Origin of the sequence: Alsobacter soli (genome assembly GCF_003004785.1) — a bacterium.
GTDB classification, from domain to species: Bacteria; Pseudomonadota; Alphaproteobacteria; order Rhizobiales; family Beijerinckiaceae; genus Alsobacter; species Alsobacter soli.
Map to the genome: position 1 here is coordinate 246,125 of NZ_PVZS01000002.1, position 26,171 is coordinate 272,295.

The following is a 26,171-nucleotide window of genomic DNA, read 5'->3' on the forward strand; positions in this document are numbered from 1 at the left end:
TTACCAAATACCTCGGGCCGGATGAACCAAGCGGAACGAAGCGGAATGGCGGAGGGAAACCCTAGGCCGAGCAACGGAAAAATGCGGAACCAAGCGGAACGTGAGTGCACCTGTGTCTGGCGATTCGTGCTGCCGATGTGCTACCGACAGAGCGCCTGACAGTTCACCACTCCCTCGGATCCTCTATGCCTCGCATCAAGCTGACCGACTCCGCGATCGCCAAGGCCAGTCTACCCGAGGGCCGAAGCGAGGTCATCCTATGGGATACGGAACTGACCGGGTTCGGGATCCGGATAGGTGAGAAGAGCCGGACCTTCATCGTCAGCTATCGCCCGGCCGGCGCCGGGCGCGCGGCCAATTCGAAGAAGCTGAAGGTCGGCCCCGCCGAGGCGTTCAAGACGACGGCCGAGGCTCGCAACGCCGCGCGCGTGCTCCTGGGGCGCGTGGCGTCGGGCGTCGACCCGGCGGCCGAGCGCGCCGAACAGAAGCGGCGGGAGAAGTCGAAGCTGGCGGACGTGCTCGACGCCTACGAGCGCGATCTGAACCGGCGCCAGTACGTGAACGCCAAGGTGGTGATGTCTGGCCTCCGGTCGCGCCTTGTGAAGCATATGCAGGCCGACATCGCAGAGCTCAAAGGGGCGGACCTGGCCGGTATCATCGAGCGCCTGGAGAGCGCCGGGAAGGCTGGGGCGGCGCAGGACTTCCGGTCGCGCGTGCGGGCGTTCTTGGCCTTCGCTGTGACGAAGGCCAAGGTGATCGAACAGAACCCGCTGGCGGGCTACCGGAAGCAGCGCGCGACGCGCGCGGACCGGGTGGCGAAGGCGCAGCACGGCCGGGCCCTCTCCGACCAGGAGTTGGCAAGCGTCTGGCGCGCGGCGGATCCGACCACGAACTTCGGCCGCCTCGTGCGCTTCCTGATCCTGACCGGTTGCAGGCGAGGGGAGGGGGCCGGCCTGCGCCGTTCCATGATCGCCGGCGACGTCATTGAGTTTCCGGCCGTGTTCGTGAAGCAGGGGCGCGAGCATTACGTGCCGATCGCGCCGGCCCTCGCCGCCCACCTCGAGGCCTGCCCGGTTGACGCGCGTGATCCGGATCTGGTGTTCGCCTCGCCGCGGTCGGGCGGCGTCATCGGCGGGTGGACACAGCTTGTCGCCGGCCTGGAAAAGAAGTCTGGCGTCAGCTTCGACCTGCATGACCTCCGCCGCACGTTCCGCACGGGCCTCTCGCGCCTCGGCGTCGAAACCGACCTTGCCGAACTCGCACTCGGCCACGCCCGCGAAGATCTGGTGCGGATCTACAACCGAGACTCAGCCTTGGCAGAACTTCGAAAAATTTTCGAGCGTTGGGCCGAGCATGTCCAAGTCATTGTAGCGTCAGCGTGAAGGATCGGGGCACGTATGGCAAACGTATGGCGGATGTACTTGGTTTCTAGCTCGCGGGAGGGTCCGTAAATCTTGTTTGCTTTCGGAAGGGAGGCCTATTCTGCTTCACAGAGAGGCACAGCCTACCGAGGTAAACATGAAATCCAAGTCGATCCCTGACCTTCGCATCCTGCCACCGGACGCACTGCTTACCTGCGCGCAGGTCTCCGCCGTGTCCGGCTACACGGAGCGGGCTTTGCGGAATTGGGCCGCCGGCAAGGAAGGCCGCGGGCCTCGCGTTACGGCCGTCGAGGGCCGGCCGCGCTACCGCGTCGAGGACGTCCGGGCTTGGATCGGGGCGGCGCCGTGAGCAAGCCGGCGACCCTGATCGAAAGGATCCTGGGCGAGGTTGATGCCGCGCCGGTCGGTATCAATCGTCACGAACGCACGTTGCGCGCCCTGCAGCACATGGTTCGCGGCTACGAGCGGGTTCTGCAGGACAAGAGGCGGAAGCGTCCCGGTCGGCCAGCGACAACGTTCAGCGACCTCATAGTTCGGGCCCGCTTCGAAGATGAGCGACGACGCGACCCCGCTGCGACTCTGACCGAAGCCCGCAAGGCAACGGCCAAATTTCTTGGCCTCCGGCACCGTCTGCCTGCTGAACAAGTCGGCCATGCGTGCAAGCGGATCGAAGACAGGCTTCTGGCTCAGACCCGAACAGCCTGGAGCAGCGGCGACCTGCTGGCCTTCGTCCGCGGCGTAACGTCTCGACTTCTGACCGCGTCGGCCCCCGGCGCCAACATCGACACCCGCGCCCTGTACCGCGATCTGGACGAGCTCCTGAACATCTGCGGCGAGCTGGACGCACAGTGGAACGAGGCGCGCCAGGCGGCCCTGACAGAAGGCCGCGCCGCTTCGGCGTAGCTGGCAAAAACCCGCACGCCGCGCCGCCTGTTTACGCGTCCGCCAAGCGCCTAGCCTCGTCCGGAGGAGACCGCACCAATGCCCGAACCCCAACTCTTGCACTGGCGCGAGCGCGCCTTCGTGTCGCCGGCGATGGCCGGCGAGATCCTCTGTTACAGCAGCGGCTACATTCGCCGCCTCGTGTCCGCCGGCGTGCTGAAGGCCATCCGGCAGACCAAGGGCGGCCCCCTGTTCATCGTGGTCGAAAGTATCAGCGACTACCTCGACCGCCTCGAGGCCGAGCAAGCGCCAGTGCGCGCCGAAGCCGGCCCGACCCCCAGCAAATACGGCCACCTGACGGTGGTCAAATAAGAGAGGGCCGGACCACGCTCGCAACGTGATCCGGCCCGGAAGGGAACTGTCTGATGGATGACCCCAATATATCGCGGCATGAAGGTCGCGAGCAACTAGGCGATGAGTGCGGCCGCCGCCTCCTGGAGGCGGTCTCCACCCCGGCGCCGAAACCCGAGCCGCCGCAAAACCCGTTCCGCGTGCTGTTCGATATGGGCTACCGGCGCCTTGTGCCGATCGTTCCGCCCGACGCCGAGCTCTCTCCCAACTCCAGCCTGAGCAAGAACCCGGGATGTCGCGGTAAGGCAGTCGGCATCCGCGGCGAGGATGGACTCTGGCGGTCTTTCGGATGGGTCAAGCACGAGTCCACCGAAGCGGACCTGGATCGGTGGTTCGACATGGGAGCCGGGGTCGGGATCAAGACAGGGCGCCAGGCCGACGGAACGTGGTTGCTCGGGATCGATGCCGACACCCGCGACCCTGAGGCGGCCGAGATCTCGGCCCATGAGGTCGCAAAGCTGTTCGGCGCGCCCCCGGTCCGGATCGGCAATGCGCCGAAGGCTCTCTACGTCGTCCGGGTAGCCGATGAGGTGCGGTACACGCGCGTCGAGTTCGGAGATCTCAACGAGCGCGGCACGTTGAGCGACCGAGTGGAGATCCTGTCCGAAGGCCGCCAGGCAGTCGCGTCCGGCATCCACCCGGCCACACGGCAGCCGTACCGCTGGACGAGCCGACTGCAACCGCTGGAGGCCTTGCCGGTGGCTTCAGCGGACGCCGTGCACGAGCTTTTGCACGTCCTCGAGCGCAAACTCCCGAAGGCGAAGCTGATCCGGGAGAGCGCGGCCGCCGAGGACGCCCCGCCGCAGGAGACGCTGCGCGGCGATCCCGACATGATCCGGCGCGCGGTGGAGGCGACCCCTAATACGTCGGCCCTGTTCCCGACCCGGGACAGCTATGTGAAGTACGGCTACGCCATCCGAGCGGCCTTTCCACCAGAGCAGGCGGCCGAGGCCTTTGACCTGTGGTGGTCGTGGTGCGAGCGCTGGCGCGAGGGCGCGCCCAACTTCGACATGGCGGCAGGGGACTGGGCCAGGATGAAGCCGCCCTACAAGGTCGGCGCGCCCTGGATTTATGAGGTCGCCGACAAGCACTCAGACTTCGACCGGGCCGAGGTTTGGTTTGACGCAGAGGCGGCCGAGGCCACCCGACGCGCGCCGCTCTTCCCGGAAGACCCGCCGGCCACGCGCACCGCAAGACGGTTCAAGACGCTGAGCATCGCCGACATCCTGAGCCGGCCCGACCCGGTTTTCATGATCGATCGGCATATCCCCGAGCAATCGGTCGGCTTCCTCTATGGCGACCCAGGGACGGGCAAGAGCTTCATTGCGCTCGACCAGGCGCTTCATATCGCCCTCGGCCGTGGTTCCTGGCATGGCCACGCAATCCGCTCGCGTCCGGGCGGGACGGTTGTCTACCTGGCTGGGGAGGGTTCGCAAGGGTTCAAGGCGCGCCTTCAGACTTGGCTCGACTACCATAAGACCCCGTCCGACCAGCAGGACCGCTTCGTGCTCATTCCTGAGGGCGTGAACATGATGGAGGCCGACCAGGTTCGGGCCTTGGCCGACACTATCCGCGAGCGCGTGGCGGATCCGGCGGGCGTGGTGCTCATCGTGGTCGACACGGTTAGCCGCGCCATGCCCGGCGCCGACGAAAACCTCCAAAAGGAGATGACGCTGTTCGTTCGGGCCTGCGACGTCCTGAAGGAGGAGTTCGGCTGCTGCGTCATGGGGGTGCACCACGCAAACCGCGAAGGCCAAATGCGGGGCTCGTCCGTCCTACTGGGAGCCGGCGACTTCGTGTTCAAGCTGGACCGCAAGAAAGGGGCGACCGTTGGCCGCCTGACTTGCGAGAAGCAGAAAGACGCGCCCGACAATTGGCACGAGGATTACCGCTTCGAGAAGGTGTGGGCGAACGGCGGCGTGCTGTCGTCGCTGATCCCGACGCGTGTCGAGGCCGGAGCTAAGACCGCGGGAGCCGACCAGGCGGCGGCCATCCTGAAGGAGATGGATGCTGCCTGGAAGGCGGGGCGGCCATGGGCCGAGCACCACAACACGGGAGAGCGCCAGGCGCTGCGCCGCATGATGCAGGACTTCGGGCTCGTCCGTGACGAAGCCCAGGGCCTCCTGGATCACTGGAAAGCGTCGGGCGTGATCCGCATGGAAAAGTTCGACGCAGGACGCAACCGCCGCGGCTTTCGCGTGGTCGACATCAGCGGACAAGATGTCCAATGCGAGGCCGGTCTATTCGACTGAAAACCGCTGCGATCTCAACGGGAGTAACCGCGGGAGTAAAAAACGGGAGTAAAGGACGGGAGTACGCGGGAGTACGAAAGTAGCCGTCCTAAGTGTTTGATTTTGCTGGCGAAAGTACCTTACGAAAGTAGCCACGGGAGTACCCCGGCTAAGTCATTGATTTTACAAACGAAAGTAACTGTCCTTCGGACGGGGCGGCTACTCCCGCCGACCGCTCCGCTGCCGCCCCCGTCTACGAAAGGGGACCAGGATTTGATCACAGCATGGGGCAAGGGCCGAAGTTCTGGCGTGACTTGCGCGGAGTTACGGAACCTGCAATCGTTCTGTATCCGAAACGAATTCGAAGGCCTTCGCGGATGCCGGATCCTAAAGGGCGCCTGACGGCGCAAGAGCGAACGTTCGCCAAGCACTACGCGGCCACGGGAGACGGGGCGTACTCGGCCCGCATGGCGGGCTACGGGTCGCCAGCGCAGCGCGCCAGCGCGAACCTGCAAAAGCCCGGGGTGCTGGCCGAGGTCCGGCTACAGGCCCGGAAGCGCCTGGAGAGCGAAGGGGCCGAGGTCGGCGTCCAGACGCTCATCGAGATCGCGACGGATCGGCAGCAGCCTGGCGGAACGCGCGTGCGGGCCGCGGCGGAGCTTGTGAAGCAGTCGGGAATCGGCCGGGCGGATGACGGGCGGCCCAAGGAGCCGCACGAGATGACCGCGAGCGAGCTGCAGCAGGCCATCGAGCACCTGGAACGCCTTGCCGGCGATCGAGCCAAAATAATTTCGGGAGTCGCGGTGGTGTCAGGAGCAGAACGGGACGACATTTTCGCCTGAGTACAAGAGATTAACTGGAGTCTGTCCGGAATAGCAGGCGACAACGGCTGACAACGTCTGCGTTGCGCAAGTAAAAGATCGCGGATTAGAGTGGCATTAAGGGCCTAGAAAGCTCTGAACTGCACTCTGATCCGGAGTAAATCTTGAAAGTCCCGGGGCCTCCGCGCGGATGTCCAAGGCCTATGTGCCTAAAGGCGCGAAGGAGCCGCCAGCAGTCGGCTATTTCTAGCCCCGGGATCAAACACGCCGCTTAGAAACGGCGTTGGAGGTTTACTGATGACTGCGCATTGTGTGATCGACCCCGCCCCGTCCCTAGCCCTGGCGTTCTCACGGCTGGCGACGCTTGCTGAATTCCAAGGAGCGCCTGGGCTTCAGGATCGTCTAGCCCAAGCGGCCGGTGCCGCCGAGATCGCGAACGTCCTTCATGACGCTCTCGACGTGGTCGAGGAGCTCGTGATCCCGGCCGGCGATACCGCCTAGCGGGCGAGGGGAGGCCAGAGACGACGAAGGGCGCCGCGGGGCGCCCTTTCCGTTTCCAGGCCGCCCTACGCGGCGTGGTGTCGACTTCAGGCCGTCAGCACGCGCCGGACCTGCGTAGGGCCCCAGGAGCCGCCGCGCGGCGTCTTGTGGCCGAGGCGGTTCAGGCAATCGGCGATCTCGGCCAGCGTCGAGGCACCCGCGGCCTTGCACTTTTCGATGGCGGGGAGAATCGCGGCCCGGCGTTCCTTGGCCTGTTCGGACGCCGCAGCGGCCCCAAGCACGGCCGCCTCGGCGGCGCGCGGGTTCCCGAGCGGGTTGCCGCTCTTTGTGGCCCTGACGCCCGTCTTGATGGCCCCCAAGGCGGCGCGAGTCCGTTCCGAGATCAGCTTGCGCTCTTTCTCGGCCAGGGCGGCGTAGAGGTGCAGCACGAACGGGTCGACGTCGTGGCCGAGCTCGGCCACCACGAAACGGACGCCCTTGTTCATCAAGGAGGCGATGTACTCGACGTCGCGCGACAGGCGGTCGAGCTTCGAGACGACCACCCATGCGTTGTTGGCCTTCGCGAAGGCCATGGCCGCGTGCAGCTGCGCGCGATCGTTGTCGCCGCCGCTCTCCTGTTCGATAAAAGCCGGCCCGACCAGCTGGCCGCCCTGCTGGCTTACGAAGGCCTCGACGCTGGCGCGCTGTGCGTCCAGGCCGAGCGACTGCTTCCGGGTGCTGACGCGGTAGTAGGCCACATAGGAAAACATGCGAGGCGCTCCGTTGACAATGACAATTCTAAACGACCGTTTGGGTTTGTCAATTTGTGGTTCAGCGCCCTTCAGCGACGTTCCGGCCCTTTCCTTTTTGTCCACCCCGTCTGATCCAGCGCGCGACGTCGCACGTCATTCCTGACACGACGGACGCCGACCCGGGCCGGGGAGGCGGGGTGCTCGCCGCCTGGCAGGCGGGGCCGGACCCTGCCGCCACACCCTCCCCGTTATCCGGGAATCCGCCGCCCAGGCCCGGAGAAAATTGCTGGCCGAAAAGCCTTCTGGACATCCCGTCCGGACGCCCGCTTCGGGCATAAACCCCGCGAAGATTTTGCCTGTTTAGGCGATCTGATCCGCCCTTTGATGCACGGGAAGCCATCGAGAGGCGACCCGTGCAGAACCACCCCAAGCGCTACGTCCCGACAGGCCACGAGGTCGCCGAGTCGATCCTCACCCACCTGACACCGGCCGTGTACGCCGCGGAGCATCGCTGCTTCGGACTGACGCCCGCCCTCGACCGGCTGTTCCGTGAAGCTCGTGCGGGGGCCGCCGCCCCGATGTTCGACGACGAGGATCGCGATGAACTCCTGCACATGTTCGGGCAGGCCTGGCATTCGTGCGAGGCCGAGCTAGCCCCGGAATGCCCGCGCAGCGTCATCGAGCTCGGCTTTGCCGCGGTGGCCGTGCTGGTCAACTATCTGGCGGAGCAGCCGGCAGAGCGCCGCAAGGCCATCGGAACCGACGTGGAAGACGCTCTCGACCATGTCCGGCGGTTGCATAACGCCGCGTACTCCGCGTCCCTGGCCTACGAACTCGCCGACCGCGCCGAGCAGCGCCGAAAGCGTCTCGGAGCCAACGTCGTGCCGTTCCCACCCCGGGGGATCTTTCAATGATCGGGGGCGGCGAGCCGATCGACAGCGACAAGACACTGGCCGCCGTCGCGGACGTGTTCCGCAAGGCTGCGGCCGGCGTCGATCCCGTCGCGAATGTCATCATTGGCTTGCGCGTGATCGTGCAGGCGGCCGGAAGCAACCGGCTCGCGCTGTCCGGCCCCGGCCCCCGCGAGGCCGCTGCGGCGGCGATCTATGACGCCATGCCGATGGTGATGAAGGACATGGCCGATCGCCTGACGCTTGAGGACATCGCGCCAGGCATGGGAGCCGCCGCCGGCCTGCTGGCCGTGTTCGAGGCCGGCGATCCGTGGCCGGCCGCGATCCGGCAGGACCAGCTTGATCTAGCGGCCATCCTCGCCGCCGAGCTCGAAATCGTGGCGCGACGCCGCGGCATCGAAAGGCGCGGCGCACCGCTCCAGCGCCAGGTCCAACTAGCCCAGGCGCGCGAGGCCGCTCGGCCCGACGGCCCCCTGAACTGAGGTCCATCATGGGAAGCATCAAGCGCAATGCGCTCTACGGATTCAATGATCCGAACATCGCGAAGGCCTTCGGGAATATTTCGAAAATGTTCGCCCCGCCGGACGCAAGCGACATCGCGAACTATGCGACGGCCGCCGCGACCCGGGAAAAGGCGCAGCGTCTGACGGACTTCTTCCGGATCGCGACGCAGCCCGGCGCCGACCGTCGTCTGGTGGATCAGTACGGCGTGGCCGCCGGCGTCTACAACCCAAATCAGAGCTACTACAGCGTGGATCTGGGGGACGCCACAAACAGGCGCGGTCAGGACATCACGGCCCAGACGCAGCGATACGGCTACGACACCCAGGCCGCCACGTCGCGGGCGAACAACGCCGCCGACAACCAGCGCGCCCTACAGACGAATGCGGCGGACAATCAACGCGCGGCCTTCGCGACCCGTTACGGGCCCCTGAGCGAGGGCCAGAGCCTGCCGGCGATGCCGGAGAGCGTGGCGGGCATGTTCGGCCTGCCGGCGCAGCCGACGCCCGTGACAGGCATCACCAAGCTGAACGAGGGCCAGATCGCCAATGTCCCGGGTGGCGACACGCTGCAGGGCCGCGATAAGCCCCGGACCTCGTCCGAGGTCGAGGGCCAGATCCTCTCCAGCCTGACGCCCCAGGATCAGCGTGCGGTGGCCATGAAGGGCGTCAACCCGACGGCCGTCGTGGATCCGGCGACAGGCGGCCAGACCTACGTCAACGCGGCCGACGCCGCGGGCCGCACGCCTATTCCAGACGCGGCGCGCGTCGCGAACGGGCAGGCTTACGACACGAAGACGGGCCAGCCGATCGGGCCGGCGATTTCCGTTGCCGGCGGGAAGTGGCAGAACCCGCAGACGGGCGACATCTACGGCCCCGAGGTCGGGATCTCGAACCTCCCCACCATTCAGGCATCCAACCCGGGCGGCCTGGCGAAGACGACGGAAGCCCAGGATCGGGCGGGCTATGCCTATGTCATGTCCGACGGGGCGACGAACGACATCCTGAACGCCTTCGACACGGGAAAGCTGCCGACCTCGACGGACACGGTGGTCCAGAAGGCCATGCAGGCCGCCCCGATCCTGTCGCCGGCCATGGTGGGCCAGATGTCCCCGCAAGGGCAGGTGTTCTTCCAGAACCTGCGCTCGACGCTGCCCTACCAGCTGATGGTTCAGTCGGGCCAAGCCGTCACAGAGCAGGAGGCCGAGCGCAAGATCGCCGAGCTCGTCCCTGTTCCAGGCGAAGACCCCGCCGTGACGCAGGCTCGCCGCCGGCAGTTCGAGGCCTATCGGAAGGGCGTGCGCGCGCTCGCCGGGCCGGCCATCGCGAACATGGACAAGTCCGGAGCCGTCGCGCCGGCAGCAACGGCGACCGCGGCGCCGAACGGCAACGCGCCGGGCGCCGCGGGCCAGGTCCAGACCGTGGCCACTCCGGAGGACGCCGACCGCCTTCCGGTCGGGACGCGGTTCCGAACCCCTGACGGTCGGGAGTTTGTGCGATGACGGATCCTTGGGCGCGCTTCACTCCAGCCTCGCCGGCCGGCCCCGGTTCGGACCCTTGGGCCCGGTTCACGCCCGCGACCCCAACCTCGGCCACGGCCACCCCCGCTCAGTCGGCCCCGCCCAATGCCGCTCTCGACTTCGTCGAGTCCATCCCGGTCGGCGTGGCGAAGACGGCCGCGCAGGCCGCCGGGTTGCCGCGCGACGCCATGGGCCTCGTGACAGGGCCGATGACTGACGCCGTCCTGAAGGCCGGCAACACGGTTCGGGGCTGGCTCGGCCTGGACCCGATCACGCCGACGCCAGAGCAGCGCCAGGCCGTGGTCGACGTCGGGCGCGCCATGACGCCCAATTTGGGAGTAGACGGCGCCGTGGGCGCGCAGCGCCTGGCCGAGGGCGTCACCGGGCCCTGGCATGAGCCGCAGACCCGGGCGGGCAAGTACGGTGAAACAATCGGCTCCTTCCTCGTCCCCGGCGCGCTTCCGACCAAAGCCACGACCGCCGCGCCGACCGCGGCGAAGTTCCTGAAGGGCTATCTGGCGGACCTGGCCGGCAACGTCGTCGTTCCTGCGTTGGCTTCCGAGACGGCCGGGCAGGCGACCGCCGGGACGAAGCTGGAGCCGATCGCGCGGCTTGCGGGCGCCGTGGCGGGCAACATGGGAAGCGCGTACGTCCGCGGCGCAAGCGCGCCCGACAACGTATTGCGGCGCGCGACCGGCGATATGACGGACGCGCAGTGGCAGGCCGCTCGCGAGCTTGCCGCCAACCCACAGGGGATCAAGCTGACCGGTCCCGAGGCGATCAGCCAGGCGACTGGCGGCGCGAGCGCGCTTCCGAACGTGCAGCGCGTGGTGGAGGGCTCCGTCGAAGGCCGCGCCCGCACGGCGCCGTTCTTCGCGCAGCGCCCGGGTCAGGTAGATGCGGCTGTCGGCTCCTTCCTGGACCGGATCGCGCCACAGAGCCCGACGCCATCCGTACTAGGCCCCCGCGCTTCGGACGCGGCGACGCGCGCCCTGCGCGACGTCGAGGAAGCCAGGACGGCGGCTGTGAACCCGCTCTACACCGCGGCCAACGCCGACCGGGTCGCGCCTGACGTGGTCAATGGGTTGATCGGCAACATTGACCGGCAGCTGGCCGCGGACAGCACGGGCATCCTGTCCGGCCCACTAGGCGAGCTCCGGAGCCGCCTCATCGAGACGCCCGCGCGCCCCGGCGCGCCGGCTACGCGGACGCCCGTCATGGGCCCGAACGGCCAGGTCATCCGCTACGAGGCGACTCCCGCAGTGGATCCGACGCCGCACGTTCCGATCACCGACATCGAAAACCTGGACCGGACGCGGAAGTACTTCCGCGACCGCCTGGCGCTGCCGCAGGTCGGGGCCGACGCCATCACGCGGGAGCAGGCGGGCGCCATCTCAAGCATCCTCGAGCCGCTGGATACGGCCATGGAACAGGCCAGCGCCAAGTTCGCCGCCGGCAAGCAGCGCTACGCCGACATCACGCGCAACACGGTCCAGCCGATCGCCGAAGGCCCGGTCGGACGGGTCGCCGCCGCGAGCGACACCCCGAGCGCTGGCGCCGCTCTCCTGCCTCAGAACCCCATGACGGGATCCGGCCCGGAAACGGCCGACGCCGTGGCGCGCCTCATCGGCCACGATCCCGAGACGACGCGTGGCCTAGTTCGCCAGAATCTGGCGGACCGCTACGCCCGGGCGGCCACGGACACACAGCAGGGAAGCCGCGAGTACGCCGGCGCCAAGTTCCGGAACGATGTCGCCGGTAACGACGCGCGGCGCGAAGTGCTCGACGCTGTCCTGAACGGGATCCCGGGCGGTCCCGCTGCAGATGCTGCGGTCTTGCTCGACGCGCTCCAGGCGACGGGCCGGCGAATGCCGATCGGCAGCGCCACGGAGTTCAACCGGACCCTGAACGCCGAACTGGCGGACGGCTCCCTGACCTCGCGGGCCGGGCTCGGCCTGCGATCGCTCGGGACGTCGCTGATCACCCAAGCCGCCGACGCTGCGCAACGTGCGGCCCTTCGGAAGGGCGTCTCGACGCTTGCGGACATGTTCGTGAACCCGAACTCCGTCGACCTCATCCGGGCGGCCGCCGCGCGCGGGGCGCCGATCAACTACGCCGAAGCTGCGGGCCGCTCGGGCGCGCAGTTGGCGCCGTTCTTCGTGGGCCGCTGATATCGCGGCCAACTCCCAAGGATTTTTAGATGCAATTCCGGAAGGCGATGGCGAGCGCACGTGATGCGCCTTCTTTTGCAATCCGAAAGTCGAAGTCAGCCCAATACACGTGTGGGCCGTACTGACTGATGGATGTGCCCGCGGTTTTAGCTGTGTCGATCGCGGCAAGGCTGAACCTTGCCATGCTGACCTCGATCGCAGGTGCTTTGTTAGCAGTCCTGACCGACAACGCCTCCTTCGGGAATTGCTGCCCAAACACCTCTATCCCGCCGAGACCGGCGATAATCTGCCGAAGCTCGCCCTCATTGAAGCGCCAGGGGCCCGTAATAAGCAATCGTGGTACCTTATCCTTTCGACAGAACGCGGTCGCCATACGACTTTTGTCCTTGCTGCGAGAAAAAGCAACGACCCCGCCGCCGTAAGGCTCGATAGCCCAAGGTTCGAAATTGTCCGCCTCCCAGACAATATCGAGTTCCTTTAGTTCTTGCTGACTGAAGCGATGCATCTCTGCCGGAGATGTTTCTGCAGCTTTGGCCACGAACCGTGGGTTCACACCCATGCGGAAAACATAATCTACCAGCACCGCGCTGACGAACTGCTGGGCCGAAAGGTCCACTGCGTCGAAGAGCTTGGCGCTGGGCTGGTGAATGGCCGCGTTATTATAAAATTGGTGCACGCCGAGCTTCCCGGCCGACGCGCTACGGCTCACACCGCCGAGGAAGGCAAAGGCGCAAGCGGATAGGCACTCTCCTCCTTCCGCGAGTTCATCGTACCACGCACCGGGTGCCTTCCTCGACTTGCCAATGTTGGTTCTCAGTCCGGCTTCTCGGAACTTTTCTCCGAGCTGAATTCCGGCCCCTAGGCTTCCGCCGGGCGAGTCCAGGTAGATGTCCCAGTTGCGGACCGCGCCTTCGCCCTTGAGGAACTTATCGAATGCGACAGGCGTATCGGCGGTGATCTCGCCTTCAGCGGAGATCCAAACGCACGAATTGCAGTTTCCGCCATTGCCGCGGCTTTGAAACTGCATCGGGGCGGCTAAAGCGGTACAGGTTGATAGGAACTCGAGTACCAGAAACACAAGAACGCGCATGACCTTAGCCTAGACGGGGCACCGTATAAAAATGGCTAATTGATCGCTCGGCAGAGAGGCTGATCTCAGGCGTGATCGTAAGGGACGCCGCTTGTTCACCGAAGCGCGACAATTGCGGCAGCGCAGGCGTCGCCGGCGATTGCGCCTCTAACCTATAACTACCTGCATGACGGGATGCGGTCTGAAATCCCAGCGAGATGCCCAATCGCCGCTGCGGCAGCCATAATGCCACAAGCCCGCTCCGGACAACACCGCGGCGGCGCTTTCCGCTTTTTCCCTAGCTAAAAGAAAGCCTCTGGGCGGACGCGTCTTGGGGCAGTGCTTGTCCTCCGGTGCTTGCCGTGCATATATCGCGCCTTGCACAGGGAGGACTCAGATGGCCCAGACCGCTGAGACTATGGTTAAAATCACGCCAGAAATGCTTAAGGAGATGCCTCGTTTTTATGTAAACGGCTTTCAGAATTCCCTGTCTAACGCAGATGTTACAATCGCATTTGTTCAAAATGGCATCCCAGAAGTCGCGATAAACATGTCCTATACCACTGCGAAAACTTTGGCCGTGATGCTGGGGCAACTTGTCGCCCAACTGGAGGAGGCGACCGGCCGCGAAATCATGACGACCCAGGTCATTGATCAGTCGCTAGCCGAATTTATGGCCAAAGGGTCAGCCTCGATCGTACGGGAGGACTAATTTGTCCGGATATCACTTATATAGCCTCCAGAAACGACCTGATGAGACCGAGGCGAAGATCGTCGGGTTCGCACACACGTCAAACGGTTGGCATTACGGGCACGGAACTGCGCCAACTCTCGAGCGTGCGGAAAAGGCGTGCGGGCTTTCAGCGCGTCTTCACTCTCTAGGGTTCAAGACGGATGCCTTCCCGGGCCTATCCGGTGAAATCATGGTGGTCGGTTATGCGTCTCACAATGTAATCGAAATCATAGTTGAGGTGGACGGGACGTTCACCCTGACCCATGAAGTGTCTGGCCATGAGCGCGACCATCAGTGCCTCAAGTCCGACCCCGAACTCATCTCTTACCTGCGAAAGATCTCGGAAGCGATATGGGTTGGATCCGTCTCATCCACAGCAAGCATTGGGATGCGCGGCGAGGCGAATTCGTCAGCTTGGCCTTCCGCAATTCGAGCGGAGGAGGGGTATCGGTCATTGACGAGGTCTGTGCAACTGCGACAAGTGGCTGCATTTGCACGCACATTCGAGCATTTTATCCCGAGCGCATTAGTGGGGAGCCCCCGATTTTCTGGCGCCTTGACCAATCAGTCGTCGCGGCTGCAACTTTCTCCCAGGAAACCACAGACACAGGGGATGATTGTCACCACAACCTGAACGGACTGAGTAATTCGGTCTTAAAGTCAGCTCTGAAATCCAAGGTCGTGAGCGATTTTCAAATCTGCGCTGATACCGGCGTAAGGATGCTTCAAATAAATGACCTTCCCGCAGCATAGTTGAGCCGCCGCTTCTCACCGCCTTGGACGGTCCACGGCATGCCGGCCGGCTTCCGCGCAGCCGACGCGAATGGCCGCTATTCGATTCCGAAAGCCCGCCGACCTAAAAGCCTGCCGAGCCCGCCGGCAACTCGCGGCAGCATAAAGATCAGGCTGCGCTCAATCTGCTGCACTGGTTCCGGGCTGTCGGTGCCCCGTGCAGAGGTGCAGAGGCCGCACTGACTGCGGAACTTGTCGACGTGCTGGGCAAGTAGGGCCAAGTCGTTTCCAGAGGCTGACTTCCGATTAACCTGTCGCAATCGCCCGAACGAGCATGCCTATCGCGGACAGCCGTGATGGTGGCCTCTGACCGGCAAGTCTCGCCCGATGCACGGCGAACTTGCTGGCGCCGCGGCCTTCTCATTGGTGCCTCAGGGCATCCGTGGCCGCGACAGGCCCGGGCCAATGCCAGGGAGACTGTCCGACATGACGCCCAATTTGCACTTTTTCCACGCGGCGTCAGCCGTCGTTTGATGTGAGCATTGGTGGTAGACGATGCATAAAAAGTGATAGTTTGCCGAGCGAAGTGTCCAGGCTGGAATGACCTTGCAAGGCGGCAGCAGCAGCCGGCCGTTGCGGAGGCAGTGGGTCCCGTGAGTGCGTGCCAATCCCGGGGTCAAGAACTGAGACAGTCTTTTGCACAGGAGTTTGTACATGCGGGCTTCAAATGCAGTCTCGCTCTGCGTCCTGTTCCAGCAAACACTTTCCCCCGCCTTGCCCCAAACACCGCCGCTGCAAGCTCCACAAAGCACCATTGTTACGCGTGCCGAGGCGAAGGCGTCCGTAAACTACGACCAGAATTCCTGGAACGGTTATTTCGCCCTACGGGCCCCTGGCCAAGAGGGTAGTGAATACGAGTACTGTAAGCACGCGGTCTGGGAACACAGCAGGAGTCCTCGTACCTTTCCTCCTGAGCAGCAAGGGGAGGCTGGGTACGCACTGATCGACAGCTCCGCGGGGCTAATGAGGTGGCATGCTTGGGTGAATCCCTCTGGCGGGTGGTTCGGTGAAACAAGGTGGCTGCATGCCGAATTTTTCGTGACCTGGATTAAAGTGGGTGCGACCGTCGAGGAGCGTGAACGAGCTGAATGTGCTGACGTGCCCCCAAAGCAGCCAGATCAGCCGCCCATTCCCCCGGACCCTGCCAAGCCTCCCGTTCATCCTTGGGAGCTGCATATCTTTCTGAGACGATATTGCATGGGCGGCGGATTTAGTGACGTGATCGGAGTCGCGAATTCGAACTGCAGAGCAGCAAAGGATAGCGCGGTCGATGAAGCGAACCGCAATGACTGGTGCCGATTCCCCAAAGGGCCGAATGGGGGTCTGGACACTAACGACGCCTACAGCGGAAGCGAGGAGTGGGTGTACACACCCTCATGCGGCCCAACGTCGCCTTGACCTCAGGTTCTGTTCGCCATCGGCTTGCTGCTGAGTAGTTTGCGCGAGGAGGCCTGCATCTCCGCTTCTGCCTCTATTCGCAGTGTTTTAAACGACTGAGCTTCATGTCAGTAAGGCGAGCGACGATTAGAGCCGCCGTACCCGTTGCCATACATCCCGTTATTGGGGTTGTAGTTGCCGGAGGCGCCGTAATTGTTGCCGCCGTAGCCGTCTGAGTTAGTCTGATAGTGCCCGGACGTGTAAGAGCCGTTGCTGTTGTAGTGCGGCTGCACGTAGTGGCTGCTGCCGCTGGACCCAGTGCCGTATGTGAACTGCGCGAACGCGGGCGACGACAGGAGCAGCAGGCCCGTCGCGATTGTAAGAGCTTTCATTTGATGTTTCCCCAGCCCGCCATTGAGGCGGCGCACGACGCTAGCTTAGCAATGCGGGGCCGTCGACCCGGCGTCTCGGACAGGGTGAACGTGGCCATTCACCTATCCCAGACAGGTCGCCACGCCCGGTAAGCCGGCGTAAGCTCTCCGCATGAGGGACGGGATGGCTGAGAAGCTGGCCGAGATCGCCGGCAGCTCTCTTCCGCTCGGCGACAAGATCGAGGCCGCGCTTGATCTACTGCATTGGTTCGAGAGCCGCGCGCGAGAGTTCCACAAGGGAGACTGGCCCGGCTTCCTGGCCGAGATGGGCGGGCTTTATGCCCGGCTCGAGGCCGGAAGCGAGACGGAGGACGATGTCGCTGGGGACCTCATAGATCTCGTGCTGGCCGAACTTTGCCGCAGGGGATTCGCTCCAAAGCCGGCCTGAACCGGGGCGGAAAGAGCCAGAATACCAGGCGCGTCAGATGGCGGTCGGAGCCGATCGCGCAGCGCCGGCGCCTTTTGGGAACAAATCTTCGTTCACAGCATTTGAAGAGTGCTGGTGGACCCCCAACCCAGGCAATCCGCCATGCCCTTGGCCCCGCTGAGTGATCATCGGGGCCTTTTTGTACTGAGCATCGTCAATTCCGGATCGTCCGGGCCGAGCTAGGGTCGATGCATGGAGCGGATTTTGGCACCGTCATTGGATGTTTTCGAGGCTGTGTTGGATTTGGACGAGCCGTCTGATGACGCGCTCGCAATCCTCTACACCAACCTTTTGGACCTCAGGGCAATAACGCCGATCGCTGGTTGGAGCGGCTTGCCCAAGACGGAACGTCTGGAACAGATCCATGCTGCTGTCGAAGAGCTCCGGCACCGCCGCAGCCGTCTGAACTGAGTGGGCCCTACGGCGTTCACTGCTTGGAAGAATAACAACCCCAAGCGGCATGAACGACCACGACCCCAAGCAAGCGCTTCTCTGGAGACTGGCGACCCAATTCGTAGAGGACGAAGGACACCTCGACGAAGACGCGTTCGGCCAGAGTGTTGTCGATTTCCTCTCCCAACATCCGGAACTTGATCCCGACGCATTCGTGGATGCGTGCGTGCACCTATACGTCGACCGCTCGCATGGTGATCCCCGCCACCACTGATGCTGTTGTGCTCAGCTCGTGATCGCGGCCGATCCCACGGCTAGCTTCTGGGTGTCCTCGGCCGGGAGAGGAGGCAAATTCCAGTCAGCGAAGCGCAATCGGAATTCCGCCTCCCCGATCACTTCCAGACAGTCGAGTGCATCGAGCGTAACTGGGATCCAACTGCTTCCATGTCTGGAAAGCACGTAGATCGTGGTCCCCATCACAACGCCTGGCTTGTCGTCCCAAGCGATGAACGACATCGCCCGCCCTCACGGAACAGCACGGCTCCTGTCTGCGAGAATGCGGCAAACCCAAGCACAGATCTCGTCAGTTGAATTACGTAAAAACCCCGGATTAGCACGGCGTATCCACCCACCCCTCGCACATCCACTGACCCCACGGCCGGACAGTCCCCGGGTTCGGCTTTCCGCCGCAGCGGCGGCAGACCAGCCGCTCGACCACGTCGTCAAAGGTCTCGTCCGGTGCGGCGCCCAGCATGCGCCAGGGCACCATCACGCGTGAGCCGCAGCACTCGTATTCGGCATGGGTGATCCGGTCCCGCTCCAAAGCGGCGATGGTCATATCGGGGAACATAGAACGAACATACGGAGATGCCCGGCATGCGCCAGATCAGTTTCCGCGCGTCCCCGTTCTCCACAGGTGGCCGGGACGGCTTGGGCCCGATGTCACCGGAATTCCGGCTCACCCAAAACTGAACCCAGCAAAGGGCCAGTGATCGCTGTACGCCAGAAGTTGAACATCTGCGCCTTGAATGGCCCGTCTAATTGTCCGCGCGGGTTCAGCCCAACTACCGAGAGACGCTCGGAAACATCCTCATTGTAACAACGGAGCGTTCGAACCCATCGAAGCGCCTCGCGCTTGCTGTTCGCACCAATATCCGTCGCAAGCTCTTTGTAAGCTTTCGCGCAATTTTCAGCCGTTTCGGCCAGTTCAGACAGGTTCCATTCCGTACTGTTCAGAACCTTGGCCAAGCGCTCAGAGGAGTTCGAATTCGTCTCACCCTCGATCCAAGCGCGCTCTGCTGGCGAGATCCGGGGCACTCTCTCCTGGAATGACTGCCAGTACCTGGCCAGTGCGCCGGCCAGAGCTTGTCGGTCCTGCACAGAGTAGGATTTTCGGAATTGGCCGCCCTCGATCGTCAGTTTGGTCACGGCAGCTTGCAACTCCTCCGTGCTCGCTTTCGCGGGCGAGAGGGTGACCAAGAAAAGGCTTGCGAGTACGCACCAGCGCTGCATGACGTTAGGTCCAGCAGAAAGTTGCGGCTACGCTGAAGCCAAATCGGCTTCAGTGCAATCCGGGGATGGAACGAAACACACGGCAGCCGACATGAGCCAATTATGGCCTGGCGTGCGCGTCCCCTCGCTCGTGATCGACGCACCCCGGAGGGGTTCGTTCCGCCCATGCTGGCGACCCCGTCTCAGGTGATCCCCACGGGCCCAGGGTGGCTCTATCAGGTGAAGCACGACGGCTACCGGATGCAGGCCCACTGGCGGGCCGGCAAGGTGCGTCTGTGGAGCCGCAATGGCCTGGCGTGGTACGAGCGCCTGCCGCGCATCGCCTCGGGCGTCAGGGAGCTTCCCTGCGCCTCCTGCGTCCTGGATGGCGAGGCGGTTGTTCAACTCCCGGATGGACGAGATGACTTCCACGCGCTCCGGTCGAAGCAGGCCGGCCTCCAGGCAGTCCTGATGGCCTTCGACCTGCTCGAACTGGATGGGCGCGATCTGCGGCAGTTGCCTCTCGTTGAGCGCCGCGCCGCTCTGGCGCGGCTCTTGGCGGCGCCCGTCGACGGGATTGCGCTTGTGGACGCCCTGGACGAGCAAGGGCCGGACCTGTTCCGCCACGCGTGCGAGCTCGGACTTGAGGGGCTTGTCTGCAAGCGCAAGGACAGCCTTTATCGCTCCGGTCCGTCGCTCGCATGGCTCAAGGCGAAGTGTCCGGACTACGTTAGGCGCTGAACGGAGTTCCTCGATGTACGAGTGGCTGACGTGGCTTGGCTGGTGGCCTTTGACAGTCGGCACCCTGGTCGGCGCGGTCTTGAAATACGCGGCCCTCGTCGGAGTGGCGGCCGCTCTCCTGCAGTTCTTCGGACGGAGCGCGATCGAGAACTGGTTCAAGAAGCGCCTTCAGAACCATATACACGAACAGAATAAGGAAGCGGCAAGGCTCAAGAACGAACTCGACAAGGACGTCGAGCTCCTCAAGGGTGGATTGAGTCGGGAGGTGGAAATCCTGAAAGGAAGGATCAACGCCCAGGCTGATCGGCGGTTGAGACTTCACCAATACGAATTCGAGGCCCTACCACGGCTTTGGGAGTTGCTCGACAAGGCCTTCAGCGCGACCGCAGCGGTGGCATTCAGCTTCGACCGGATACAGGATCTCTCCGGGAGCAGAGAGGAGGAATTACGGCGCTACGCAGTTGAGCACGACTATACGGAGAGCGAAACCGCCTTTCTTCTCAACGAAACGGACAAATCGAAAGCCATCCTGCGAATCAATAAGGTCCGGCGCGCGAACGCTGCTCGGCGAGCTATGTGGAAATTGGGCAGCTTCAATCGGAGAAACGCAATATTTTGGCCCGAAGAGATCACTTCCGAAGTAAACGCGATTATCGATGAAATCACGGAGGTGCTCGTATGGAGCGACATGGAAGACAAACGCGGTATCGATGCGCATCAAATGGACCGAACGCTGAAAACGGTGGGGAATTTTACCGACGCTCGTCGCCCGCGACTGGAAAAGGCGCAAAATCTGGTGAGAGAACGGCTTAACATCGACGTTCTCGCCGGGGAAAAAGCTGATCGAACGGAGTTGAATATATCTGCGGCTCGGTGACCTTGAGCGTCGCTAAGCGCGAGGCTCCGAACGGCCGGGCGTCTCCCGATCGATCTCTGCCCTCCCGCTCCATTGAGCATCGCACAGGCCGTCGGTAGATCCGACGGCCACCGATCACAGCTTTTCAGCTTCAGGGAACGGCATGTATCTAAGTCTCGCGTCCGCGCAGTCACGAGTGATGCCAGGCCCATCGTCAGAGGAAATGACTGCGCCTGACTGGTCAAGAAGAAAGGCCGTGTAGCTTCGGCCCACATATCCGCCCATTCTGTTTTTGCTGTTGGCGTGAAGGCAGACAACTCCTCGGCCGTTGTTCCCGTACATCACATACGACAGTTCCGCGTCCCGAATAGAGTAAGGGTCGAAAAACACGTTGCGAACCTTGGAGATGATGCCGGCCTTTTGTTGAGCTGTCGCTGGCCGGGCCGATGCGTAGGCCTGATTCGCTTGTTCGGCTGTGACACAACCACTTAGCCCGGCCATTAGGAACACGGCCGCAAGGCCTTGGCTCACCTTCATATTCGATATTCCCAGTTCTAGCTCGGGGTGCCTTCCACCAGCAAGCCGCGCAATCTGCATTGAGGCATGTTAATGAATGCTTCTCGCGACTGAAAAACCGAGGGCTTCCGCTTCTCGGGTTGCGAGGCTAGGGGGCGGCCGTGAGAGCAGGTGCGATAGCGCTAGCTGGGGCAGTCATTGGATGCGCCGCGCCTACCGAGGCCCACGAGGTGCGCATCGTATGTACGTTCCCGAACCTTATGGCGCCTCTCGTCTATCTAGTGGACATGGAGAGCCGCACCGCGGCCCTTCTCGGCCCGGCCGGCAGAGTGCACGTGGTCGCTCACGCTGGGACGGCGCTCGACAACGTCTCTTCGCTGTCCTTCGTTGAGGAGGTGCCGAGCGGCGCCGTCCAGACGACGACAATCATCTTGAGCACCGGCAAGGCCGTTCACAGCAGAAACACCGTCATGCAAGGCGACTTCGTGCCTTCGCAAAGCCTCGGCTCCTGCGTCCGGTCCTGATTGCGCGTGATCCTGACCGGCATTCTCAAGCGATTCTGGCCGAACGCGCCCAGAACGGCTCCTGACATGCTCTGCAATGCGTGCTGCCGGCGTGCTGCCGAGTAGCGCAAGTGTCCGAAAACCACTCCCGTCAGAAGTCGCAAGCCATTGATATTGCGGGTAAAATGGTGCTGCCGGAGAGGATTGAACTCTCGACCTCTCCCTTACCAAGGGAGTGCTCTACCACTGAGCTACGGCAGCGTGGGATGCGGCGCAGACGCCCGTCCCGAAGCGGGGCTCTCTTGCCACACGGGGGGCGGGGGCGCAAGCCGTGACGGTGGAAAAAAGCCGCGGTCGAGGCGGGCGAACCACCGTGCCTGCAAAAGTGGCGTGGCGCCGATGAATGAGGCTGGCGCCGCCGTTCCCTCGAAGGCAGGCATACGATCGGCATAAGCCTGCTCTCCGAAAGGCTAGGTCTTACGCCTGCAACTGCTACCAACGAAGGGAACGCGCCGCGCTTCCCACTGCAGCCAAGCTCATTCACCGTGATCTTTGTAAATCGAGGGCTCTTTAAAAGGAGCGGTCCATGAAGATCGCTTTCGTTCACGAGTGGCTTACGACCTACGCCGGTTCGGAGAAAGTGCTTGAGGTCATGCTCGAGCTCTTCCCAGAAGCTGATCTTTTCACTCTGGTGGACAAAATGCCAGAGAAGGACAGGGGCTGGCTGGCGGGGCGGAAGATCACCACGAGTTTTCTCCAGAAGATCCCGGGCGTCGGGACATCCTACCGCAACCTGCTTCCCTTGATGCCGCTGGCGGTCGAGCAATTCGACCTGTCCGGCTACGACGTGATCGTGTCCAACAGCCATGCCGTGGCGAAGGGCGTGATCACCGGGCCGGACCAGCTGCACATCTGCTACTGCTACACGCCCATGCGCTATGCCTGGGACCTGCAGAACCAGTACCTGGAGGAATCTGGATGGACGGGGCTGCGGGGCGCCATGGCCCGCCTGTTCCTCCATCGCATGCGCCTGTGGGACATGCGCACGGCGGCCGGCGTCGACCAGTTCATCGCCTGCTCGCGCTACATCGCGCGCCGCATCGACAAGGTCTACCGGCGCGAGTCGACGGTCATCTACCCCAACGTGGCGGTGGACCGGTTCCCGGTTGGGCCCGCGGTGCGGGACGACTTCTATCTCACGTCGTCCCGGTTGGTCCCCTACAAGAAGATGCAGCTCATCGTCGAAGCCTTCGCGTCCATGCCGGACAGGAAGCTCGTGGTGATCGGCGACGGGCCGATGCTGGAGAAGTGCAAGAGCCTCGCGACCCCCAACGTCCAGGTGATGGGCTTCCAGCCCTATCCGGTGCTGCTCGACCACATGCAGCGCGCCAAGGCCTTCATCTTCGCTTCGGAGGAGGACTTCGGCATCGCGCCCGTGGAGGCCCAGGCCTGCGGCACGCCCGTGCTGGCCTTCGACCGGGGCGGGGCCAGCGAGACCGTGGTGGACGGCGTCACCGGACTGCACTTCTCCGAGCAGACTCCGGCGGCTATCCGCGACGTGGTGGCGCGCTTCGAGACCATGGCGGAGCGCTTCGACCCCCAGGCCATCCGGGCGCATGCGGACCTGTTCTCCACCGAGCGGTTCCGGCGCGAGTTCCACGACTTCGTCGTCGCCCAATGGGCGAGGCACCGGGCGCGCATCGCGCCCGGGGCGCGGTTCCGGCCCAGCAAGCCGAAACTGGAGGCGCTTTCGGTCTGAGCCGGAGAGGGGCCTCGCAAAAAAGGAGCAATCGCATGAAGCGCGCCGTCATCACTGGCGTCACCGGACAGGACGGGGCCTACCTGACGGCCCTGCTGCTGGAGAAGGGGTACCGGGTGCACGGGACGTATCGGCGGTCCAGCACGCCCAATTTCTGGCGGCTGGAGGATCTCGGCGTGCGCGAGCACCCGAACCTGACGCTCTCGTGCTGCGATGTCACCGACCTCGGATCCCTGGCCCGGCTCATCGACACGGCCGAGCCGGATGAGCTCTACAACCTCGGCGCCCAGACCTACGTGGCCGCCTCCTTCGAGCAGCCGATCGCCACCGCCATGATGACCGGCATGGGGCCGCTCAACCTTCTGGAGGCGGTGCGGATCGTGAACCCGAAAATCCGCGTCTACCAGGCCTCTTCCGCCGAGATGTTCGGCAAGGTGCAGACGGTCCCGCAAAACGAGAAGACGCCCTTCTACCCCCGCAGCCCCTACGGGGTCGCCAAGGTGTTCGCTCACTGGATGGGCATCAACTACCGCGAGAGCTACGGCATGTTCGTGGCCAGCGGCATCCTGTTCAACCACGAGTCGCCGCTCCGCGGGCTCGAGTTCGTGACCCGTCGCATCTCCGACGGGGTGGCCCGCATCGCCCACGGGTCCAAGAAGCCGCTGACGCTGGGCAATCTCGACGCCAAGCGCGACTGGGGCTACGCCAAGGACTACGTCGAGGGCATGTGGCGCATGCTGCAGGCCGACGAGCCCGACAGCTTCGTGCTCGCCACCAATCGCACGGAAACCGTCCGGGACTTCGCCGCCCTGGCCTTCAAGCGGGCGGGGATCCCCATCGTGTGGACGGGACAGGGCGAGGACGAGAAGGGCGTTTCCGCCATCGACGGGTCCGAACTGGTGAGCATCAATCCCGAGTTCTACCGCCCGGCCGAGGTGTCCCTGCTGATTGGCGATCCCGCCAAGGCCCGGGAAGTGCTGGGCTGGCGCCAGACGACCACCCTGGAGGAGCTCTGCGCCCTCATGGTGGACGCCGACATGGCCCGCGTCGCGCGCGAGCGGCACGCTGCGCACGAGCCGCTTGGCCAGCCGGCCGGCCACGCCTGGCTGGCGGAGCGGGCGGTCGCCGCTCCGCGGCTTTAGACCGCAGGAGCCCGTAGTCGGGCGGCCCCGAACGGCGCTAGCATTCTCCAGAAGCAGCGCGGGGAGGGCAGGGTGCTGACGAGGGCCGCCACCTACGAGGACCTTTGCGCCGGGTTCGCCTGGGCGATTCCGCCGCGCTACAACATCGGCGTGGACGCCTGCGACCGCTGGGCTGCGGAGGCGCCCGGCCGAGAGGCGCTGATCCTGGCCGACGAAGCAGGCGCCCGCGTGGTGACCTACGGTGAGCTCAGGGACTTCTCGAACCGCTGCGCCAACCTGCTCGCCTCCCGGGGCGTCGGGCGCGGGGACCGCGTCGGGGTGCTGCTGCCCCAATCCCTGGAGACCGCAGTCGCCCACATCGCCGTCTACAAGCTGGGCGCCATCGCGATTCCGCTTTTCACGCTTTTCGGCGAGGAGGCCCTGCAGCATCGCCTGGCCCACGCCGGCGCGGCGGCGGTGATCACGAACGGCGAGGGCGCGGCCAAGCTCTCGCGTATTCGCGAGGGCCTGCCGGCTCTGCGGTCGGTTTTCAGCATCGAAACGGGCTCCGCCGACGCGGAGGATCTCCACGCCCTGATGCGGGGAGAGAGCGCCGCCTTCGCGCCGGTTGACACGGCCGCGGACGACCCGGCCCTGATCATCTACACATCGGGCACCACGGGCCTGCCCAAGGGGGCGCTCCACGCCCACCGGGTGCTGCTGGGCCACCTGCCTGGCGTAGAGATGAGCCACGATCTCCTGCCCCAGCCGGGCGATCGGATCTGGACACCCGCCGATTGGGCCTGGATCGGGGGCCTGCTCGACGTTCTCCTGCCGGCCCTGCGCCACGGCGTGCCCGTGGTGGCGCGCCGCTTCGCCAAGTTCTCGGGCGAGGCGGCCTTCAACCTGATCGCCAGCCACGGCGTGCGCAACGCGTTCATCCCGCCGACCGCGCTCAAGATGATGCGCGGCGTGCCTGATCCTCGCTCCCGCTGGCGCTACGAGCTGCGCAGCGTGGCGAGCGGCGGCGAGACGCTTGGGGCCGAACTACTGGACTGGGGCCGCGCGGCGCTGGGCGTCACGATCAACGAGTTCTATGGCCAGACCGAGTGCAACATGATCGTCTCGTCGTGCCAGAGCCTCTTCCCGGCGCGGCCGGGCCGCATGGGCCGCCCCGTCCCGGGCCACGAGGTGGCGGTGATCGACCCGGAGGGGCGCCGGCTCCCGCCAGGCGAGCAGGGAGCGATCGCGGTGCGTCGCGGCGATCCGGTGATGTTCCTGGGCTACTGGAACAACCCCGGCGCCACCGAGGCCAAGTTCGTGGGCGACTGGCTGGTGACGGGCGACATCGGGATGGCCGAGAGTGACGGGACGCTGCGCTTCGTCGGCCGCGACGATGACGTGATCACCTCCGCCGGCTACCGGATCGGTCCCGGGGAGATCGAGGACTGCCTTCTGCGCCATCCGGCGGTGGCGCTCGCCGGCGTGGTCGGCAAGCCGGATCCCGAGCGGACCGAAATCGTCAAGGCCTACGTGGTGCTGCGCGAGGGCTACGAGCCCTCCGAAGGTTTGGCGCGCTCCATCCAGGAGCATGTCCGCTCGCGCCTGGCTGCGCACGAATACCCACGGGAAGTGGCTTTCGTCGACCAGCTTCCGCTCACCACCACCGGCAAGATCATCCGCCGAGCCCTGCGGGAGCAGGCCCGGAAAGAAGCGCCGGAAGGAAGTGGGCGCAAGGCGAATACGAACTGATACGTACTCAGATAAAGGCGCCTCAGGTAGAAAAGCCCTCAATAAGCAACCATTAGTTAAGTCGGCGGGCCTCATTCTGCTTGGGGTCGGGCGATCGCGGTCACGGTGCGTGTCCGTTATCCATGACACGCTGCCCGACCAAATTCATG

Annotated in this window: 28 protein-coding genes and 1 tRNA gene; 20 read left to right on the forward strand and 9 right to left on the reverse strand. The window is 64.4% G+C overall.

All coding sequences use genetic code 11. From position 1 onward, the window contains the following. The first annotated feature begins 185 nt into the window (after window positions 1-185). The 7 genes from SLNSH_RS02715 (at window position 186) to SLNSH_RS02745 (ending at window position 6,228) form a co-directional block, all read left to right on the forward strand. Window positions 186-1,382 (forward strand): tyrosine-type recombinase/integrase, encoded by a 1,197-nt coding sequence (locus SLNSH_RS02715; RefSeq protein WP_106335103.1) that lies wholly within the window; start codon window positions 186-188, stop codon window positions 1,380-1,382. Between the two features lie 136 nt (window positions 1,383-1,518). Continuing rightward, entirely contained in the window at window positions 1,519-1,731 is a 213-nt protein-coding gene (locus tag SLNSH_RS02720; RefSeq protein WP_106335104.1) for a helix-turn-helix transcriptional regulator, read from the forward strand. Next, on the forward strand, window positions 1,728-2,285 hold the full coding sequence (locus SLNSH_RS02725) for a hypothetical protein (protein ID WP_146140173.1): 558 nt from the start codon (window positions 1,728-1,730) through the stop codon (window positions 2,283-2,285). Before SLNSH_RS02720 ends, SLNSH_RS02725 begins: the two co-directional genes overlap by 4 nt. A gap of 78 nt (window positions 2,286-2,363) precedes the next feature. Further along, the gene (locus SLNSH_RS02730) at window positions 2,364-2,636 is read left to right on the forward strand and encodes a hypothetical protein (protein WP_106335106.1); all 273 of its coding nucleotides are present in this window, start codon (window positions 2,364-2,366) and stop codon (window positions 2,634-2,636) included. A 53-nt stretch (window positions 2,637-2,689) separates the two neighbouring features. Then, window positions 2,690-4,927: an AAA family ATPase gene (locus SLNSH_RS02735; RefSeq protein WP_106335107.1), complete on the forward strand. Its 2,238-nt coding sequence runs from the start codon at window positions 2,690-2,692 to the stop codon at window positions 4,925-4,927. Between the two features lie 356 nt (window positions 4,928-5,283). Then, window positions 5,284-5,748: a terminase small subunit gene (locus SLNSH_RS02740; RefSeq protein WP_158266651.1), complete on the forward strand. Its 465-nt coding sequence runs from the start codon at window positions 5,284-5,286 to the stop codon at window positions 5,746-5,748. A gap of 276 nt (window positions 5,749-6,024) precedes the next feature. Next, window positions 6,025-6,228 carry a hypothetical protein gene (locus SLNSH_RS02745; RefSeq protein WP_106335109.1) on the forward strand — a complete coding sequence of 68 codons (204 nt, stop codon included), beginning with the start codon at window positions 6,025-6,027 and terminating at the stop codon, window positions 6,226-6,228. An 86-nt stretch (window positions 6,229-6,314) separates the two neighbouring features. On the opposite strand, the gene SLNSH_RS02750 is transcribed toward SLNSH_RS02745, so the two are convergent. Then, window positions 6,315-6,977, reverse strand: a complete 663-nt coding sequence (locus SLNSH_RS02750; protein ID WP_106335110.1) for a recombinase family protein — start codon at window positions 6,975-6,977, stop codon at window positions 6,315-6,317. Window positions 6,978-7,372: 395 nt separating this feature from the next. On the opposite strand from SLNSH_RS02750, the gene SLNSH_RS02755 reads away from it, so the two are divergent. From SLNSH_RS02755 to SLNSH_RS02770, 4 genes are read left to right on the forward strand one after another with little or no spacing between them, the layout of a single operon-like run. Beyond that, window positions 7,373-7,873, forward strand: coding sequence for a hypothetical protein (locus SLNSH_RS02755; RefSeq protein WP_106335111.1), 501 nt, complete (start codon window positions 7,373-7,375; stop codon window positions 7,871-7,873). Beyond that, window positions 7,870-8,352, forward strand: coding sequence for a hypothetical protein (locus SLNSH_RS02760; protein ID WP_106335112.1), 483 nt, complete (start codon window positions 7,870-7,872; stop codon window positions 8,350-8,352). Before SLNSH_RS02755 ends, SLNSH_RS02760 begins: the two co-directional genes overlap by 4 nt. Before the next feature lie 8 nt (window positions 8,353-8,360). Further along, window positions 8,361-9,872 (forward strand): hypothetical protein, encoded by a 1,512-nt coding sequence (locus SLNSH_RS02765; RefSeq protein WP_106335113.1) that lies wholly within the window; start codon window positions 8,361-8,363, stop codon window positions 9,870-9,872. Next, window positions 9,869-12,061, forward strand: coding sequence for a hypothetical protein (locus tag SLNSH_RS02770; protein ID WP_106335114.1), 2,193 nt, complete (start codon window positions 9,869-9,871; stop codon window positions 12,059-12,061). Before SLNSH_RS02765 ends, SLNSH_RS02770 begins: the two co-directional genes overlap by 4 nt. Before the next feature lie 25 nt (window positions 12,062-12,086). On the opposite strand, the gene SLNSH_RS02775 is transcribed toward SLNSH_RS02770, so the two are convergent. Beyond that, window positions 12,087-13,151, reverse strand: a complete 1,065-nt coding sequence (locus SLNSH_RS02775) for a COG3904 family protein (RefSeq protein WP_106335115.1) — start codon at window positions 13,149-13,151, stop codon at window positions 12,087-12,089. A 376-nt stretch (window positions 13,152-13,527) separates the two neighbouring features. On the opposite strand from SLNSH_RS02775, the gene SLNSH_RS02780 reads away from it, so the two are divergent. Continuing rightward, window positions 13,528-13,842 carry a hypothetical protein gene (locus SLNSH_RS02780; protein WP_106335116.1) on the forward strand — a complete coding sequence of 105 codons (315 nt, stop codon included), beginning with the start codon at window positions 13,528-13,530 and terminating at the stop codon, window positions 13,840-13,842. A gap of 2,318 nt (window positions 13,843-16,160) precedes the next feature. Here the strand turns inward: SLNSH_RS02780 and SLNSH_RS02785 are convergent. Further along, a complete protein-coding gene (locus tag SLNSH_RS02785) occupies window positions 16,161-16,424 on the reverse strand; it encodes a hypothetical protein (protein WP_106335117.1) in 264 nt (87 codons plus the stop codon). 163 nt (window positions 16,425-16,587) lie between these two features. Here SLNSH_RS02785 and SLNSH_RS02790 point away from each other — a divergent pair, with 163 nt between their 5' ends. After that, window positions 16,588-16,851, forward strand: a complete 264-nt coding sequence (locus SLNSH_RS02790; RefSeq protein ID WP_106335118.1) for a hypothetical protein — start codon at window positions 16,588-16,590, stop codon at window positions 16,849-16,851. A 231-nt stretch (window positions 16,852-17,082) separates the two neighbouring features. After that, entirely contained in the window at window positions 17,083-17,301 is a 219-nt protein-coding gene (locus tag SLNSH_RS02795; protein WP_106335119.1) for a hypothetical protein, read from the forward strand. Between the two features lie 16 nt (window positions 17,302-17,317). Here the strand turns inward: SLNSH_RS02795 and SLNSH_RS24470 are convergent, their stop codons facing one another. The 4 genes from SLNSH_RS24470 to SLNSH_RS24475 form a co-directional block, all read right to left on the reverse strand. Beyond that, complete coding sequence (locus SLNSH_RS24470; protein WP_146140174.1) at window positions 17,318-17,515, reverse strand: hypothetical protein; 198 nt, start codon at window positions 17,513-17,515, stop codon at window positions 17,318-17,320. 53 nt (window positions 17,516-17,568) lie between these two features. Continuing rightward, complete coding sequence (locus SLNSH_RS02805) at window positions 17,569-17,799, reverse strand: hypothetical protein (RefSeq protein WP_106335121.1); 231 nt, start codon at window positions 17,797-17,799, stop codon at window positions 17,569-17,571. A gap of 94 nt (window positions 17,800-17,893) precedes the next feature. Next, window positions 17,894-18,133, reverse strand: a complete 240-nt coding sequence (locus SLNSH_RS02810) for a hypothetical protein (RefSeq protein WP_106335122.1) — start codon at window positions 18,131-18,133, stop codon at window positions 17,894-17,896. A gap of 92 nt (window positions 18,134-18,225) precedes the next feature. Further along, window positions 18,226-18,711 carry a hypothetical protein gene (locus SLNSH_RS24475; RefSeq protein ID WP_146140175.1) on the reverse strand — a complete coding sequence of 162 codons (486 nt, stop codon included), beginning with the start codon at window positions 18,709-18,711 and terminating at the stop codon, window positions 18,226-18,228. Between the two features lie 249 nt (window positions 18,712-18,960). Between SLNSH_RS24475 and SLNSH_RS02815 the strand changes: the two genes are divergently transcribed. Both SLNSH_RS02815 and SLNSH_RS02820 read left to right on the forward strand, forming a co-directional pair. Then, entirely contained in the window at window positions 18,961-19,515 is a 555-nt protein-coding gene (locus SLNSH_RS02815) for an ATP-dependent DNA ligase (protein ID WP_158266652.1), read from the forward strand. A 13-nt stretch (window positions 19,516-19,528) separates the two neighbouring features. Continuing rightward, window positions 19,529-20,392 carry a hypothetical protein gene (locus tag SLNSH_RS02820; protein WP_106335124.1) on the forward strand — a complete coding sequence of 288 codons (864 nt, stop codon included), beginning with the start codon at window positions 19,529-19,531 and terminating at the stop codon, window positions 20,390-20,392. Between the two features lie 114 nt (window positions 20,393-20,506). Here SLNSH_RS02820 and SLNSH_RS24480 read toward each other — a convergent pair whose 3' ends face one another. After that, complete coding sequence (locus tag SLNSH_RS24480) at window positions 20,507-20,908, reverse strand: hypothetical protein (RefSeq protein WP_146140176.1); 402 nt, start codon at window positions 20,906-20,908, stop codon at window positions 20,507-20,509. 209 nt (window positions 20,909-21,117) lie between these two features. On the opposite strand from SLNSH_RS24480, the gene SLNSH_RS02825 reads away from it, so the two are divergent. Continuing rightward, a complete protein-coding gene (locus tag SLNSH_RS02825; RefSeq protein WP_146140177.1) occupies window positions 21,118-21,411 on the forward strand; it encodes a hypothetical protein in 294 nt (97 codons plus the stop codon). 165 nt (window positions 21,412-21,576) lie between these two features. On the opposite strand, the gene SLNSH_RS02830 is transcribed toward SLNSH_RS02825, so the two are convergent. Next, window positions 21,577-21,651, reverse strand: a tRNA-Thr gene (locus tag SLNSH_RS02830). A gap of 325 nt (window positions 21,652-21,976) precedes the next feature. On the opposite strand from SLNSH_RS02830, the gene SLNSH_RS02835 reads away from it, so the two are divergent. The 3 genes from SLNSH_RS02835 to SLNSH_RS02845 all read left to right on the forward strand — a co-directional run bounded on the left by SLNSH_RS02835 (window position 21,977) and on the right by SLNSH_RS02845 (window position 26,022). Beyond that, window positions 21,977-23,149: a glycosyltransferase family 4 protein gene (locus SLNSH_RS02835; protein WP_106335126.1), complete on the forward strand. Its 1,173-nt coding sequence runs from the start codon at window positions 21,977-21,979 to the stop codon at window positions 23,147-23,149. A gap of 35 nt (window positions 23,150-23,184) precedes the next feature. After that, on the forward strand, window positions 23,185-24,291 hold the full coding sequence (gene gmd / locus SLNSH_RS02840) for a GDP-mannose 4,6-dehydratase (RefSeq protein WP_106335127.1): 1,107 nt from the start codon (window positions 23,185-23,187) through the stop codon (window positions 24,289-24,291). Between the two features lie 72 nt (window positions 24,292-24,363). Further along, complete coding sequence (locus tag SLNSH_RS02845) at window positions 24,364-26,022, forward strand: acyl-CoA synthetase (RefSeq protein WP_106335128.1); 1,659 nt, start codon at window positions 24,364-24,366, stop codon at window positions 26,020-26,022. The last annotated feature ends 149 nt before the right edge of the window (window positions 26,023-26,171 follow it).